Raw genomic sequence first — 16,142 nt, 5'->3', positions numbered from 1 at the left:
GATAATAAAATGAGCGAATTTGAAGGATTGCCGAAACGTGAAGAAGTGCCTGAAAAATTAACTTGGAATTTAGAAGTTATTTTTAAAACGGATAAAGATTTTTTTATTTCCTATCGAGATTTAGAAAGTAAAATAACTGGAATTTCTGCATTTAAAGGAAAGTTAAGCGAAAGTTCAGAGATTTTATTGAACGGTATTCAATATATTTTAGAAGTTTCTAATCAATTAGAAACTATTTATGTTTATGCTCATTTGAAGAATGACCAAGATACAATAAATACTGTTTATCAAGCAATGTTTGAACAAGCATCACTTTTAGTAACAAAAATAAGTGAGTCTATATCTTGGTTTGAACCAGAACTATTAGAAATACCAGAAGAAGTGTTATCCGAATTCCTGAAAGATAACAGTGAATTGGCTACGTATCAGCATTTTATTGATAGGCTAACAGCTTTAAGAAAACATGTTTTAACAGCTGAGTCAGAATCGTTGTTAGCTGGTGCAGGTGAACTGTTCGGGGCTTCGAGTCGAACATTTAATATTTTAAATAATGCTGATATCCAGTTCCCAACTATAGAAGATAAGGATGGAAATGCAATGCAATTATCTCATGGTGTCTATGGACAGGTGATGGAAAGTACAGATCGTTTACTCCGAGAGGCAGGCTTTAAAGCTCTATACAAAGTCTATAAAGGACTAAATAATACTTTTGCAAGTACACTATCTTCCCATATCAAATATCATAATTATAACGCTGCTGTTCATCACTATGGATCTGCACGTGAAGCAGCGTTATCAGCAGGCCATATACCTGAGGCAGTATACGACACATTGCTATCGGTAGTGGATGAGAATCTTCACTTACTTCATCGTTACGTAGCACTAAGAAAAAAACTTCTTTCGGTTAGCGAGCTACACATGTACGATATGTATACACCAATTATGGGAGAAGCTACTATTCAATTCACCTATAATGAAGCAAAAGAAACGGTTTTAAAAGCACTAGAACCCTTAGGTGAAGAGTATCAAGCAGTATTAAAACAAGCTTTTAAGGACCGCTGGATAGATGTTGTGGAGAATGAAGGGAAAAGAAGTGGGGCTTACTCCTCTGGAGCATATGAGACACAACCTTATATTTTATTAAATTGGCATGATTCATTAAATCATCTTTACACACTAGTACATGAGTTAGGACATAGTGTTCACAGTTATTTTACACGAAAAAATCAACCCTATGTTTATGGAGACTATTCCATATTTTTAGCAGAAATAGCTTCAACAACGAACGAAAATCTTTTAACAGAATACTTATTAAAAACTCAAACCAAACCAGAAATACGTTCGTATATTTTAAATCATTATTTAGATGGTTTTAAAGGAACAATATTTAGACAGACACAGTTTGCTGAATTTGAGCATTTTATACATCAAGAATCAGCAAAAGAAACTCCTTTAACTGCAGACTTTTTAAATCAAGCTTATAAGAAATTAAATAGCAAATATTATGGTCCTTCGGTTTCACAAGACCCTGGAATCATTTATGAGTGGTCTAGAATCCCACATTTTTATTATAACTATTATGTTTATCAATATTCTACAGGTTTTTCTGCTGCTACAGCACTTGCTGATAAAATTTTAAAAGATAAAACGGGCAAATCTTTAGAAAATTTTCTAGTTTATTTGAAATCGGGAAGTAGCGACTACCCAATTGATGTCATGAAAAAAGCTGGTGTAGATATGACTAAAAAAACTTATCTAGAAGAAGCAATGACCGTTTTTAAATTAAGACTAGATGAACTAGAAGAAAGTGCAAGAAGTAAAATAAATAAATAATACTTACTGATGTTGGTGAATAAAAACTACTATCATTTTTTTAGCGGGTTGTACAATAAATGACGTTGGTGAGTAAAAAACTCACTAACGTCATTTTTAATATTTATTTAAATATAAATAGAAAACAAGTGAGTTCTCCTGTAAAATGATAGTCGACGAAAACTTACCACTAGGAGGAACTCACTTGCCTACTTCAAATGATATGCTAAAAATACTAGATATTCAAGATGGAAATATCGAATTTAAGGATAATTGTGTTTATTACGACCAATATAAAGGAAAAAGAAGTAAATTTATTGAAGGAAAGCTAGCTTATATGCCGACGGCGTGTGCTAAATGCCAAGCCCGGAATAAAGGTTACTCCCTTTATCGAAATGGCACCCAATTATCTCGTATTACACTCCCAATGGCTGGAGTTCATCCGACTTATCTGTTATTAAAAAACAACGATTCATGTGTAAATTTCGTAAAGCAACCTTTACAGCTAAAACTCCCTTGGTAAAAGACCATTGTTTTATTGCCAATACTGTCAAAGGACTTATCTTATTCAAAACAACAGACGCTCAGTCTATTAAGAATATTGCTAGAAATAGCAGTGTTTCAGCACCAACGGTTCAACGATTAATCAACCAAGAAGCTAAAAAAATTCAATCGTATGATCGAACTCTTCCTGAGAATTTATCATTTGACAAATTCAAATATGCTAAGGGCCAATTAGCTTTTGAATACATTGATGCAAAAGCTGGAAATATTTTAGATGTTTTACCCTCTAGAGATGGAAGGACGGTAAAAAACCATTTTATCTCACACTATAGTCTCCGTGAGCGGGAAAAGTTTCAAACCATCACAGTAGATATGAATGCTAGTTACACAAGTTTTATACCCATTCTTTTTCCAAAAGCAAAAATCATTATCAATCGCTTTCATATTATTCAATTAATTAATCGCTCTATAAATAAAACAAGAGTTAATGTGAGGAATCGATTAAATACCTCAAACGGAGAAGATCAAAAGAAATACCGCCGCCTAAAACGTTACTGGAAGAAAATGTTGAAAAAAGAAAGTAATTTATCTTATACAACTTATTCTTACTATTCTATGTTTAGACAACGACTTGAAGCGGCCATTGTATCCGAAATGCTAAGCTATGAGGCTATTTTGAGCACTACTTACGCAATCTATCAATCCGTTATCCAAGCTGTTGAAGACAATGATTTTAAATAGAAAGATAGGTAAAGACAGTTCTTCTTACATGAAAAGTCAAAAAAATACCTGCTCCGCAGCCGCTTAATACCAGCTACAAAACAGGTTGAAAATAGGATAAGTTAAAGATTATTATTTTTCACCAACGTTAGTTGATGTAGAACCTTTTAGCGCCTAATAACGGAAAAAAACCCTCAAATAAAAATATTTTGAGGGTTGAGCATTTAACGATAGAACCCAAATTATTTAATGAATAGATGTATTTATTAAATAAATTAAAGAATTAATAGATGATTTTTTTTTTCGTTTTTACTAGAAAATGCTGAGTAGTTCTCATCTTTGTTTTCACTACATAATGCTTGTAGTGTCTCAAAATTAATATCTTCTTCTATTAAAAACCCATGATTAGAACTTTGATTGTTAAAAACAACGCACGATGGATTAGAGAGAACATGCATTTCTCGGGCTACTTTCTGATCTGCTTCAAAAGCGGTTTTAGCAAATTCTGATTGTTTATCTTCAGAAAACATTTCAATATCTAAATTAGATTTTATGGCTATTTCCAAAACTAATTTTTGTGAAAAAGGCTTTTCGTCGATAGTAATAGCTTGTTGTAAGCCCATTAAAAATAAGCGACCTTTCTTTTTACCCTGCATTGAAGCAGCGGCATAAGCTAGACAAGCTTCGTAGATTTGAAAGAAATGTTTATTTCTTAAATCTAAATCATTTTTAGGTATTTTTTTTGCTTTCATATAATCAGAAAATGTCTTGAAATTATGGACAGGAATAAAGTGGAAATGAATTTTATTTTCGCGTGACTCGATAAAGTCCAACAATCCATTTTCCGCTTGATAACATGCAGAACCAATGGGGTTGATGAATAAATAAATTTCAGTGATTTGTTTGTATTGATTCCCTTTACTGGAATGCGTACTTGTTATCATTTATAGTTCACCTTTACTTTTTATAATATTTTACAAATTTACCAATATTTTTGTAACATCTCCACTTTATCAAATAAACTTAGAAAATAGTACCAAAAAGACTTATGTTAAATTTAAAAAATAGGCTAATAGTCACAGTTTTGCCATAAGCTTAATGTTATGGGCCAATATGGACTAATTAGATTTTTGTGATTCTTTAATCATTCTGATGATCTTATTTTCTGAGGGAACTCTTTTTAAGTTGTGTTTTTTTAAAAACTTATTAAAATTAATTTTTCCGGCTTGATCTTCTTGAACTTCAAATTCTAATTCGAAGTCTATTTGTTCTCCATAAAAGCTTTGGTCTAACACAATTAGACCTGTTGGAATCTTTACTTCAAATCGTTTGGTTATAAGTGATCCAATTAAATGAACGGTCATTGGTTCAATAGCTAGTTCTCTTAGTTTTTTACCCACTTGACCAGTAGAGTCAATTTTATTTTCTAACAATAATTGTTTAGCTTCAGTCAACGATAAACAATCTGTTGTTTCTAATAGATAATGATTAAAAGGTGTTTTAAGTGTTAATTCGGCTGAATCTTTAAGCACTCTAATTCTTAAACCAGCCTGCATTTCTTTTAATTCCCATAAATTAGAATCAAAGTAGTGATTTTCTTGTGTAAAGAAGTCATTTTCCTGTACTTTAAAATACTCAAGGAGACGATGGTACTCTTTAGTAGATAATTTATTCTTAAACTCTATTTCTAGTTCTTCGCTCATGTTTATTAACTCCTCTAGTTAATTAGATTAGTATAAATTACTTTTAACTTTATGATTAAGTTATCATTAGAATAGCATATATTTGTTTTTTTCATGTAAACTTCGAATAGTTCTTATTTTAACCGGTATATGTTAAAATAAATGAATAGGCAATCTTTAAGCAAAAGATGTTAAAATGATTGATAAAGAAGGTTAAAATTATGGATGAAGAGATGAACTGGAAAGAATTTTTAATACCTTACGAACAAGCAGTGGAAGAATTAAAAGTTAAATTAAAAGGTATTCGAAAGCAATTTGGAAAAGAAAACTTGCATACTCCAATTGAATTTGTTACCGGACGAGTGAAGCCCGTAGAAAGTATCTTAGCTAAAGCAAAACTACGCAATGTGCCATTGAAACATTTAGAAACAGATATGCAAGATATAGCTGGCTTAAGAATTATGTGTCAGTTTGTGGATGATATCCATGAAGTTGTTCGTTTATTGAGAAATCGAAACGATATTAAAATTATAGAAGAACGAGATTATATTACAAATAAGAAAGAGAGTGGCTATCGTTCTTACCATGTAGTATTTGAGTACCCTGTTCAGGTTATTGAAGGCGAAAAAATAATTTTAGCTGAGGTTCAAATAAGGACTCTCTCTATGAATTTTTGGGCAACAATTGAGCACTCGTTAAATTATAAATATCAAGGAGAATTTCCGGAAGATATTAAAATCCGCTTAAAGAGAGCTGCAGAAGCTGTTTTTCAATTGGATGAAGAAATGTCTCAAATTAGAGAAGAAATCCAAGAAGCCCAACAGATGTTTTCTTATAATCAACGAGATAACCCTAAAAAAAATGAGTATAAAAATATAAAATAAGCATATTCTTGATTGTTTTAAGATAGGAGGAAAGAACTGTGAGAATAGCTATTGTCCATAATAATAACGAAAAGTCTCTAACATTAGTAGCAGAGTTGAAGGCGATGTTAGAAGAAAAGGCTATCCAGCTTGATAATAAAAATCCTAACCTAGTTATCACGATAGGTGGCGACGGAACCTTATTATCGGCTTTTCACCGTTATGCGCATCTTTTAAACAAAATACGTTTTGTCGGAGTACACACAGGGCACCTTGGTTTCTACACAGATTGGCGTGATTATGAACTTCCAGATTTAGTAGAAAGCTTGATGGAAGATAAAGGTGAAAGCATTAGTTATCCATTATTAGACATTAAAGTGACCTACCAAGGGAATAAAGAACCTTCTCATTTTCTAGCGTTAAATGAATCAACGATGAAACGTGTAGATGGAACAATGGTTTGTGATGTATTTGTTAAGGACGAATTATTTGAAAGGTTTAGAGGCGATGGACTTTGTGTATCAACTCCTACTGGATCAACAGGATACAATAAATCAGTCGGTGGAGCCATTATTCATCCCAGACTCGAAGCTATTCAGTTAGCGGAGATAGCATCTATCAATAATCGAGTTTTTAGAACATTAAGTTCGCCAATGATTGTAGCACCGGATGAATGTATTAAGATAAGACCAAATGCAACAGATAGTTTTATATTGACCATCGATCAGTTATCATCATCTGAAAAAAATATTGTAGAATTACAATATCTTATAGCAAAAGAGCGAATTCATTTTGCTAGATATAGGCATACTCATTTTTGGAGTAGAGTAGAAGACGCGTTTATTGGAGCGAAAAATAAATATGAAATTTAATTGGATATATGAATCATCAGAAAAACAACAAGTAAAAACTTTTCTGAGAACTAAAGGGATTTCAAGGGGACTATTGGCAAAGATAAAGTTTCAAGGCGGAAAAATAGAAGTGAATCAGTGTGAAGAAAATGCTGTCCATTATCTTGAAGATATGGATAAAGTAGAGATAACTATACCAGATGAAAAAGGCTACGATACAACAGTTCCAATAGATATTCCAATCGAAATCATTTATGAAGATGCTCATTATCTAGTTGTCAATAAGCCTTATGGGGTAGCTTCAATTCCTTCAAAGATTCATCCTAAAAATACAATGGCTAATCGTGTAAAAGGTTATTATGTACGTGAAAATTATATTGATCAAGTCATTCATATTGTGACACGACTGGATCGTGATACAACAGGTTTAATGTTATTCGCAAAACATGGTTATGCTCATGCCATGTTAGATAAAGAACTAAAATTAAAACAGTTACACAAAAAGTATGTCGCCTTAGTAACAGGAGATTTAAACGATAGCTTACACGGGATGATAGACGCACCAATCGGGATGCCGGAAGATTCTATTGTTAGACGGATTGTCAATCCAAAAGGTAAAGCAGCTTTAACAGAGTATTGGGTAAAAGAAAGATTTGATAACACAACGCTAGTATCTATTCAGTTACACACCGGTAGAACGCATCAAATACGCGTACATTTCTCTCATATTGGATACCCACTAATAGGAGATGATCTTTATGGTGGAGAAAAAAATGAATGGATTCAAAGACAAGCGTTACATTGTTGCGAATTAGATTTTATTCATCCTTTTACACAGGAAAAAATTGTATTAAAAGCAAACTATCCTGAGGATATTTCCGAATGGCTTAAGTATAATAATAATATACTCTTTTAGAAAGGAGGGCTATTCTTGAATGAAGCACAATTAGAAATGGAAGAAAAATTAGCTTTATTGAAGCTCTATTTAGAAGGGGAAAAAATAGAAGATTTTCGTTCAGAATTTTTGTCTTTACACGTTTATGAACAAAGTCAATATTACTTATCGTTAACGCAAGAGGAAAGACAGCAAATATATTTTTATCTTTCGCCAAAAGAAATGGCTGATATGTTTGAAATTCTCGAAGAAGACGAAGAGTCTGTTGAAATTTACTTAAAAGAAATGGATCCTCAATATGCTGCTGACATGTTAAGCGAAATGTATACCGATAATGCGGTAGATATTTTGAATCAATTAGATAAAATAGATTTACGTAAATATCTGAACATGATGACTATTGATAATGCAGACGAAATAAAAGAATTACTTCATTACGAAGATGAGACGGCCGGTTCAATTATGACGACCGAATATGTTTCAGTAGCAGCGACACAAACTATTTCAGAGGCTATGCATATTTTAAAAATTAAGGCGCTAGATGCAGAAACTATTTATTATGTTTATGTAATTGATACAGCTGAAAAACTTGTAGGTGTCATTTCTTTAAGAGATTTGATTACCCGTGGAGATGATGAATTAGTTTCCGACGTGATGGGCGATCGCCCAATCTCAGTAAATGTAGCAGATGATCAAAATGATGTTGCTAAAACGATTCGAGATTATAACTTTCTAGCTGTTCCCGTGATAGATAAAGAAGAGCACCTTTTAGGAATTATCACAGTTGATGATATTATTGACGTCATCGATGAAGAAGCGGCTAGTGATTACTCTGGTTTGGCCGGGGTCGATGTTGGCGAGCAATCTGAAAATCCTTTTGTAGCAGCTTCTAAAAGATTACCTTGGTTAATCACATTGTTATTCCTAGGAATGGGAACAGCTACATTAATCAGTCGATATGAAGTACTAGTCAGTGAGGCGAGTATCCTAGCTGTTTTCATATCTTTAATTACTGGTACTGCTGGTAATGCAGGAACCCAATCATTAGCGGTAGCCGTTAGGAAACTAGCAGATAACGATGATAAGAATAGAAATTTTACTCGTCTAGTTATTAGCGAAGTCTTAACAGGTGTGATTACAGGATTAATAACAGGGATTACTATTTTCTTAGTGATTGGTATATGGAAACATAATTTCATTCTAGGTTTTGTTATTGGAACAGCTATGCTCTTTGCAATTATTGTGGCAAACTTAGCAGGAAGTTTGATTCCGATTCTAATGGATCGTATAGGCTTTGATCCTGCTGTCGCAAGTGGTCCATTTATATCGACACTAAGTGATTTAACAAGTGTTTTAATTTATTTTAATATTGCAGCTTATTTTATGAATTTTTTTATTTGAATCATTCATTATAAAATAGAGAAGTTGAAATAAATCAATAAAGACAACTTTCTTTTCTATGAAAGTTGTCTTTTACCAGTAAAGGACTGAAACAGAGTGGCCTATCGAAAAAAAAAGAAGAAACTGACAAGAAAACAAAAAAAACAACAAAAAAAATTAGCCTTATTGGTTGCAATTATTCTTTTTTCTTTCTTAACGGGCTTATTTTTAGGGAAAGACGATCAGTCGAGAATTAATTTCAATGATAAAATAAATCAATTTAAAGAAGAGTGGACATTATTGTTTAAAGAATTTTCATCGAAAAAAAATGATGAAAATCTAGAAAGTTCACAAAGTGCATACTTTCGCATTTTAGACGTGGGACAGGGTTCTTCAACTTTGCTTCAGTCAGAAGATGGAACAACTATTTTAATTGATTCGGGTAGATATGAAGATAAAGAAAAAAAAATATTAACTTATCTAGATCATTATATTGGAACAGGAGGGAAAATTGATTTATTAATTTTTACTCATAATGATTCTGATCATATCGGGTACGGTGATTTGATTCTACAGTACTATGACGTTCAAGAAATTTGGATGAATGGTTACGATTCGACTAGTAAAATTTATGAACGTGTTTTGGATGCTATTGAAAATAGTCAAGCACGTTATATTGAACCAAAAAGTGGAGAAAATCATCAAGTTGGACCTTTTGACTTGGAAGTTTTAAATCCTACAGTAGAATTAAGAAACAACCCAAATGATGATTCTATTGTAACGAAGATTTCTTTTGCTGATTTTAGTGGATTATTTAGTGGAGATGCTTCTATACGCGTTGAAAAAGATATCGTAGAAGAAAAGAGTATCGATTTAGATGCTGATTTACTCTTAATGGGACACCATGGTTCAAAAACAAGTACGAGTGAGGAATGGATAAAAGCAGTACAGCCAAAAATTAGTGTTTATTCAGCAGGAGGAAACAATGGGTACGATCATCCTGGAAAAGAAACCATTAATCGATTGGAAAAGATGGCTATTCCTTTTTATGGAACAAGTAAAAATGGTACAGTTAATGTTAGAGCCAATAACGATGGAACCTTCACTGTTGAAACTGAAAAGGAGGAATAGGGTATGCGAGCAATTTTTGAAGAATTAGAAAATAACATTGCTCGATTGATTCCTGATAATGGTAGCAATCCGATTGAAGTTAAAAAGTGGGAATTACCTGATGAAGCAAGAATAGGTGATGTTTTTGAAATTCATTATAAATGTGATCAACAAATTATTGAAAAAATTTATCTGATTCCAAACGAAAGAATAAGACGCTTAGAAAAAATGAAATTAAAACGGGAAGCTCTACTTAAAAGAACAAAAGATAATGAGCAGACTTAAAAATTAATTATTTGTTTTAGGATCTATATTAATAAGTAGTTTATTAGATAGAATAAAATAAAAAGGAGAGAAATAAAAATGAGAATCGCAATAATAGCTGCAATGGCTGAAGAAGTTAGGCCTCTAAAGGAAAAGTTAAAAAATAAAAAAACGATAATAGTTGCTAATGCCGTATTTGAACAAGGTCTATTAAATGGTCATGATGTTGTTTTAGTCCAATCCAGAATCGGTAAGGCTAATGCTGCAATGTCTACCGCTATTTTAGTCGAACGTTTTGCACCTGATTTTATTTTGAATACGGGTTCAGCAGGAGCGATGGATCATTCTTTATCGATCGGGGATATTGTTATCTCAACGGAATCTATTTTTAGCGATGTTGATGCAACGGTATTTAATTATGCCTTAGGGCAAGTTCCAGAAATGCCAGCTAGCTATCATGTAGAAGAGAAGTATAGCAAACTTGCGCTCACTGTTTTCGCTGATTTAGATACGAATCAAAATATAATAGAAGGTTTAATTCTTACAGCAGATTCTTTTATGAGCGATAAAGAAAGAGTAAGAAAAATAAGAAAACAATTCCCTACAGCTAAAGCTGCTGAAATGGAAGGAGCTGCTATCCATCAAACAGCCCACCATTATGGTATTCCATTTATTAATATCAGGATTTTATCTGATATAGCAGGTGAAAATGCAGGTGAGAACTTTGAAGAAAATTTAGACTCTGTAGCAGAAACAGTGATGCTATTTGTTGAAAAATTTACTGATCAATTAGTTGAACTAAATAAATAAAAAAACTAACGAGAGCATTCTCATTTAACATAAAAGAGGCTCTCGTTAGTTTTTATCAGTAGCAGTTACAAATTCAAATATGATATGATTAAACTAAGGCTTTAATCATATCATGGTGAGGCATACCAGCATCAAGATAGCCATCACTATTAATCAAATAGCCTAAAGAAAAATAAAATCCGATAGCCTGGTCTTGAGCGCCTAAAATCAACGAAGTTCGATTATGTTCAATCGCAAATCGTTCTATTTCAAGCATGATTTTCTTTCCTATTTGTCTATCACGATAATCTTTTAAAACAGCAACACGCTGTACTTTATAGGTACGTTGATTCGTTGGTAAAAGTCTGGCTGTGACAACAGGAATAGCGTCTAAATATCCAACTACGTAAGTGGTTAAATCTTCAAATTCGTCTACTTCCATTTCCTGAGGTACTTGTTGCTCCTCTACAAAAACTTTATTTCGAATGGATAATGAGTCTTTATAGATAGAAGAATCTAAATTAGTTGACCAAGAATAATTCATAAACGCACCTTCTTTCTCTGGTATTGTGGCTCTAAGAATAACATATAAGGTAAGATGTTTCTAGAAGAATAATTTTAGAACTTATTTTATCATTTTTCTACTGTTAATAAAATTTGTAAATTTAATAAAAGGTAATCATATGGAGGTAAAAAATGACTAACCAGACGATAGAGTGGGTAAAATATTTAACGAATATCCCTTCACCAACTGGAAATACAAGTAAAATCATAAAAGAAATAAAGAAAATTATTTCAACGTTAGGGTATGAAATTCATGAGAACAACAAAGGTAGCTTAATCGTAACAGTTGATGGAGCAGATAGCAGAAAACAACGGTTTGTTACTGCCCATGTAGACACACTTGGAGCGATGGTACGTGCTATAAAGCTAGATGGTCGATTGAAAATGGACCTGATTGGAGGATTTAGATACAATGCGATAGAGGGTGAATACTGTACTATCCACACATCAAAAGGAAAAACATATACAGGAACCATCCTTTTGCACCAAACAAGTGTGCACGTCTATGAAGAGGCTGGAACAGCTGAAAGAAATCAAGTGAATATGGAAATACGTGTTGATGAAAAAACTCGAAATAAAGAAGAAACAGCACAATTAGGAATAGGAGTAGGAGACTTTGTTAGTTTTGACCCTCGAACAGAAGTAACAGAAAGTGGATTTATAAAATCTCGTCATCTTGACGATAAAGTAAGTGTTGCTATATTGATAACTTTTTTAGAAAAAATAAAAAGAGAAAATATTAAATTACCTTATACTACTCAGCTTTTTATTTCTAATAATGAAGAAATTGGTTATGGTGGAAACTCAAATATATCTGAAAAAGTAGTAGAATATTTAGCAGTAGATATGGGAGCAATAGGCGATGATCAACAAACAGATGAGTACTCTGTTTCTATTTGTGTAAAAGATAGCAGTGGGCCCTATCATTATCTACTGAGAAAACAATTAACAAATCTTTGTATTGAAGGTTCCATTCCATATCGTTTAGATATTTATCCTTTTTATGGAAGCGATGCTTCAGCAGCAATGAAAGCAGGAGCAGACGTTCGTCACGCGTTGATTGGCGCAGGAATTGATGCTAGCCATGCTTACGAAAGAACTCATTTAGCATCAATAACAGCAACGGAAAAGCTACTAGAGAGCTATCTACTAAGCTCTATGATTGATTCATTATAAATAAGGAGATGAAAAAATGGAACTTTTCAAAAAATCAAAATTAATGTTTTGGTCTATCTGGTTATTAGTTGTAGCTACTTTGATTTTTATGTCTACAAAAATTGACTTTATATTTCAACCTGTTACGACATTTGTATCAACTCTTTTTACACCGATTTTAGTAGCTGGATTTTTATACTATCTCTTGAATCCAATCATTAATCTAATGGGAAAAACTAAAATTAAACGTAAGTATGGTATTCTAATTATTTTACTTTTATTCATAGGAATTCTAACTGTTTTAATTTTTTCAGTTTTACCTGTATTAGTTAGACAAGTAGGAGAATTCATCGCAAATATTCCTGATTTAATAAAAGCGCTCGAAGCCTATTCTAGAGAAATTATTAGACAACCTTGGTTAAAAGATTTTAATATAGAAAAATCTATGAATGAATTAGATTTTTCTATCGGCAATGTTGCAAATACTGTTTTTTTAGGAATCACAAATAGTGTAGGATCAATATTTGGGGCAGTTACAAATACTACAATCGTTATTTTTACAGCTCCTATTATTCTATTTTATATGTTCAAAGATGGCCAGCAATTTAGGCCAGCAGTAGCAAAGTTTTTTCCAAAAGAATTTAGAGGACAGTTGATTGAGCTACTTGGACAAATGAATAAAACGATTGCTTCTTATATCAGTGGACAATCATTAGTATGTTTGATGGTTGGAATCCTTACGTTCATTGGCTATTTGATTACGGGGATGCCTTATGCGTTATTGTTAGGAATCATAGCAGGCGTTACAAATATTATTCCTTACGTTGGACCTTATATAGGAGCAGCACCCGCTGTTATTATCGGTCTTACTATCTCTCCAACAAAAGCGATTTTAGTAGCATTAGTAGTCTTAGTTGTTCAACAAATAGATGGAAACTTTATTTCTCCAAATGTTATTGGAAAAACGCTAGACATCCATCCTTTAACGATTATTGTGATTTTACTTGTTGCTGGTAATTTAGCGGGATTACTGGGTATGATTTTAGGTGTTCCGTTCTACGCAGTAGTAAAGACGATTGTTATTTATTTACACGATATGATAAATATAAAGAAACGACATCAGAGTTTATAGTTTGAAGAGACTGAAAAGTAATACAGTTCACACAGAAAAATAAATAACATATTCATTGACTTAAAATAAGCATTTAAAGGTAGTTTTATCTACTTTTTAAAGGCTTATTTTTTAAAAAAAGAAGATATTTTTCACTATGTAAAAAGCTTGATTTCAAGCGAAATGAATCTTTATGTTTTCTTTTCTTTTGTTATTGTGATATAGTAAACGAGTGTTTAGTGAATAACAATACCAACTAAATGGTGCCAATTTTATTAAACGAATCTAATAAAAACTTAATAATAGGAGGAATTACAATATGAAAGTGATCGTAATTGGCTGTACTCATGCAGGAACATCTGCGGTAAAAACAATTTTAAATGATAACCCTTCAATAGAGGTAGCAGTTTTTGAACGTAATGACAATATTTCTTTTTTATCTTGTGGAATAGCTTTGTACGTAGGTGGTGTAGTAAAAGATCCTACGGGGCTGTTTTATTCAAATCCTGAAGAATTAGCATCTATGGGTGCAACGGTTAAAATGGAACACAATGTTAAAGAGATTGATACAGTTGCTAAAAAAGTAGTTGTTGAAAACATTTTAACGGGTGAAGTATTTGAAGAGTCATATGACAAATTAGTCAATACAACAGGTTCTTGGCCAATCATCCCACCAATTCCAGGTATTGATCACAAAAATATCCTATTGTGCAAAAATTATAACCAAGCAAATGACTTAATTGCTAAATCAAAAGATGCTAAAAAAATCACAATCGTTGGTGGTGGTTATATTGGTATTGAATTAGTTGAAGCTTTTGCTGAGTCTGGTAAAGAAGTGACACTAATTGATGGTTTAGATCGTATTTTAAATAAATATCTTGATAAAGAATTTACGGATGTGCTAGAAGCAGACTTACGAGAACGCGGAATTAAATTAGCATTAAATCAATCTGTTAATGGATTTAACGCCAATGAAGCTGGAGAAGTTGTATCTGTTTCAACTGCACAAGGTGAGTATGAAACAGATTTAGTCGTTATGTGTGTAGGATTCCGTCCTAACAACGATTTACTAAAAGGTCGAGTCGATATGTTACCAAATGGAGCTATCATTGTAGATGATTACATGAGAACGAGCAATCCTGATATTTATGCTGCAGGAGATAGCTGTGCAGTAAACTACAATCCTAATGGCGGACATGCTTATATTCCTTTAGCCACAAATGCTGTTCGTATGGGTACATTAGTAGGTAAAAATATTATAGAACCTAAAGTAAGATACAGAGGCACTCAATCAACATCTGGATTGTATTTATTTGGTTTTAATATTGGCTCAACAGGTGTAACGACAAGTGGCGCACCGCACTTTGATTTAGATGTTCGCTCAGTTTTGGTCAAAGACAACTATCGTCCGGAATTTATGCCAACAACTGAAGAAGTCTTAATGCAATTAGTCTACGAAGTAGGAACAAATCGTATCGTAGGTGGACAACTTATGTCGAAATACGATGTAACTCAATCTGCTAATACTCTTTCTTTAGCTATTCAAAATAAGATGACTATTGAAGATTTAGCGTATGTTGATTTCTTCTTCCAGCCACACTTTGATCGTCCTTGGAATTACTTGAATATTTTAGCTCAAGCAGCAGTAGAACAAGAAAGAAAATTAGCTGGAAAATAATTTAGAAGATAGTTTGGTATCTTAAAGGAGGGGGGAGCTGTAGTCCTTTCTTCTTTTTTTGTTTTTATTAAATAATATAATGAGAATAAGAGTGAGCAATAACTATGTGAAGGATGTGAATAGAGTGAAAAAAATAGTCTCCTCTATACTAGCCTTACTCATTGCTTTGACTGGAGGGTATGCTATATCAGACTCTTCAACAAAGAATTCATCAACAGGAGTTGAAAATCAAAAACTAGCGATAGAACTAGAAAGAGTAATCGATGGAGATACGATTGTATTTAATGAAAATGGCGAAAGTAAAAAAATGCGTTTACTCCTAATAGATACTCCTGAAAGTACGACAACTAAAACAGATAAAGTTCAACCATTTGGTAAAGAATCAAAAGAATTTTTAACAGATTTTTTGACAGGGAAAAACTTATCAGTAGAATATGAAGTGACTCAAAAACAAGAAGATCAATATGGACGTATACTAGCCTACCTATTTGCTGATGGAGAACTAGTTCAAGAAGGACTAGTGCGAGAAGGATTAGCGAGAGTAGGTTATGAAAAAGGGCAAGAAATCTATCTTAATGATTTAAAAGAGGCAGAACAAGCTGCTGCGCTAGAAAAAAAGAATATTTGGTCGATAAAGGATTACGTAGGGGAATATGGTTTTAATAATAAATAAAAAAATCTTAATGAGTGTGCTATAATTATTTAGATTATAGTTAAAAAAGAGTGTAATAGAAAAGGGTGTTGACATGTAGGTGCATGCCATT

17 protein-coding genes are annotated in these 16,142 nt (G+C 32.6%); 14 read left to right on the top strand and 3 right to left on the bottom strand.

From position 1 onward, the window contains the following. The first annotated feature begins 9 nt into the window (after positions 1 to 9). The 3 genes from pepF to B9Y54_RS11190 all read left to right on the top strand — a co-directional run bounded on the left by pepF (position 10) and on the right by B9Y54_RS11190 (position 3,057). The gene (pepF, locus tag B9Y54_RS11200) at positions 10 to 1,833 is read left to right on the top strand and encodes an oligoendopeptidase F (RefSeq protein WP_085560316.1); all 1,824 of its coding nucleotides are present in this window, start codon (positions 10 to 12) and stop codon (positions 1,831 to 1,833) included. Positions 1,834 to 2,017: 184 nt separating this feature from the next. Next, positions 2,018 to 2,335 carry a hypothetical protein gene (locus B9Y54_RS11195; RefSeq protein WP_085560315.1) on the top strand — a complete coding sequence of 106 codons (318 nt, stop codon included), beginning with the start codon at positions 2,018 to 2,020 and terminating at the stop codon, positions 2,333 to 2,335. Beyond that, positions 2,287 to 3,057: a transposase gene (locus tag B9Y54_RS11190; RefSeq protein ID WP_085560314.1), complete on the top strand. Its 771-nt coding sequence runs from the start codon at positions 2,287 to 2,289 to the stop codon at positions 3,055 to 3,057. The genes B9Y54_RS11195 and B9Y54_RS11190 overlap by 49 nt, the downstream gene beginning before the upstream one ends. A 254-nt stretch (positions 3,058 to 3,311) precedes the next feature. Here B9Y54_RS11190 and B9Y54_RS11185 read toward each other — a convergent pair whose 3' ends face one another. Together B9Y54_RS11185 and B9Y54_RS11180 are read right to left on the bottom strand one after the other, a co-directional pair. Further along, positions 3,312 to 3,980 (bottom strand): DsbA family protein, encoded by a 669-nt coding sequence (locus tag B9Y54_RS11185; RefSeq protein ID WP_085560313.1) that lies wholly within the window; start codon positions 3,978 to 3,980, stop codon positions 3,312 to 3,314. Positions 3,981 to 4,154: 174 nt separating this feature from the next. Continuing rightward, on the bottom strand, positions 4,155 to 4,739 hold the full coding sequence (locus tag B9Y54_RS11180) for a CYTH domain-containing protein (protein ID WP_085560312.1): 585 nt from the start codon (positions 4,737 to 4,739) through the stop codon (positions 4,155 to 4,157). Between the two features lie 200 nt (positions 4,740 to 4,939). Here B9Y54_RS11180 and yjbM point away from each other — a divergent pair, with 200 nt between their 5' ends. The 7 genes from yjbM (at position 4,940) to B9Y54_RS11145 (ending at position 10,891) form a co-directional block, all read left to right on the top strand. Beyond that, a complete protein-coding gene (yjbM, locus tag B9Y54_RS11175) occupies positions 4,940 to 5,602 on the top strand; it encodes a GTP diphosphokinase (RefSeq protein WP_085560311.1) in 663 nt (220 codons plus the stop codon). A gap of 38 nt (positions 5,603 to 5,640) precedes the next feature. Next, a complete protein-coding gene (locus B9Y54_RS11170) occupies positions 5,641 to 6,453 on the top strand; it encodes an NAD kinase (protein ID WP_085560310.1) in 813 nt (270 codons plus the stop codon). Continuing rightward, positions 6,443 to 7,348 carry an RluA family pseudouridine synthase gene (locus B9Y54_RS11165; RefSeq protein WP_085560309.1) on the top strand — a complete coding sequence of 302 codons (906 nt, stop codon included), beginning with the start codon at positions 6,443 to 6,445 and terminating at the stop codon, positions 7,346 to 7,348. The genes B9Y54_RS11170 and B9Y54_RS11165 overlap by 11 nt, the downstream gene beginning before the upstream one ends. Before the next feature lie 15 nt (positions 7,349 to 7,363). Then, positions 7,364 to 8,728, top strand: coding sequence for a magnesium transporter (mgtE, locus tag B9Y54_RS11160; protein ID WP_085560308.1), 1,365 nt, complete (start codon positions 7,364 to 7,366; stop codon positions 8,726 to 8,728). A 96-nt stretch (positions 8,729 to 8,824) separates the two neighbouring features. After that, positions 8,825 to 9,838, top strand: coding sequence for a ComEC/Rec2 family competence protein (locus tag B9Y54_RS11155; protein WP_085560307.1), 1,014 nt, complete (start codon positions 8,825 to 8,827; stop codon positions 9,836 to 9,838). Between the two features lie 3 nt (positions 9,839 to 9,841). Beyond that, positions 9,842 to 10,102, top strand: a complete 261-nt coding sequence (locus B9Y54_RS11150; RefSeq protein WP_085560306.1) for a DUF3006 family protein — start codon at positions 9,842 to 9,844, stop codon at positions 10,100 to 10,102. 78 nt (positions 10,103 to 10,180) lie between these two features. Then, positions 10,181 to 10,891: a 5'-methylthioadenosine/adenosylhomocysteine nucleosidase gene (locus B9Y54_RS11145; RefSeq protein WP_085560305.1), complete on the top strand. Its 711-nt coding sequence runs from the start codon at positions 10,181 to 10,183 to the stop codon at positions 10,889 to 10,891. Between the two features lie 88 nt (positions 10,892 to 10,979). Here the strand turns inward: B9Y54_RS11145 and B9Y54_RS11140 are convergent, their stop codons facing one another. After that, positions 10,980 to 11,414, bottom strand: coding sequence for a GNAT family N-acetyltransferase (locus tag B9Y54_RS11140; RefSeq protein WP_085560304.1), 435 nt, complete (start codon positions 11,412 to 11,414; stop codon positions 10,980 to 10,982). A 152-nt stretch (positions 11,415 to 11,566) separates the two neighbouring features. On the opposite strand from B9Y54_RS11140, the gene B9Y54_RS11135 reads away from it, so the two are divergent. The 4 genes from B9Y54_RS11135 to B9Y54_RS11120 all read left to right on the top strand — a co-directional run bounded on the left by B9Y54_RS11135 (position 11,567) and on the right by B9Y54_RS11120 (position 16,051). Beyond that, positions 11,567 to 12,610, top strand: a complete 1,044-nt coding sequence (locus B9Y54_RS11135; RefSeq protein ID WP_085560303.1) for a M42 family metallopeptidase — start codon at positions 11,567 to 11,569, stop codon at positions 12,608 to 12,610. Positions 12,611 to 12,626: 16 nt separating this feature from the next. Next, positions 12,627 to 13,721 carry an AI-2E family transporter gene (locus B9Y54_RS11130; RefSeq protein WP_085560302.1) on the top strand — a complete coding sequence of 365 codons (1,095 nt, stop codon included), beginning with the start codon at positions 12,627 to 12,629 and terminating at the stop codon, positions 13,719 to 13,721. Positions 13,722 to 14,019: 298 nt separating this feature from the next. After that, positions 14,020 to 15,378 carry an FAD-dependent oxidoreductase gene (locus B9Y54_RS11125; protein WP_085560301.1) on the top strand — a complete coding sequence of 453 codons (1,359 nt, stop codon included), beginning with the start codon at positions 14,020 to 14,022 and terminating at the stop codon, positions 15,376 to 15,378. Between the two features lie 124 nt (positions 15,379 to 15,502). Beyond that, the gene (locus tag B9Y54_RS11120) at positions 15,503 to 16,051 is read left to right on the top strand and encodes a thermonuclease family protein (RefSeq protein WP_234987915.1); all 549 of its coding nucleotides are present in this window, start codon (positions 15,503 to 15,505) and stop codon (positions 16,049 to 16,051) included. Positions 16,052 to 16,142 lie beyond the last annotated feature (91 nt).

This window comes from Carnobacterium iners (assembly GCF_900177385.1).
Taxonomy (GTDB): domain Bacteria; phylum Bacillota; class Bacilli; order Lactobacillales; family Carnobacteriaceae; genus Carnobacterium_A; species Carnobacterium_A iners.
This window is presented reverse-complemented; position numbering and strand designations above follow the sequence as displayed.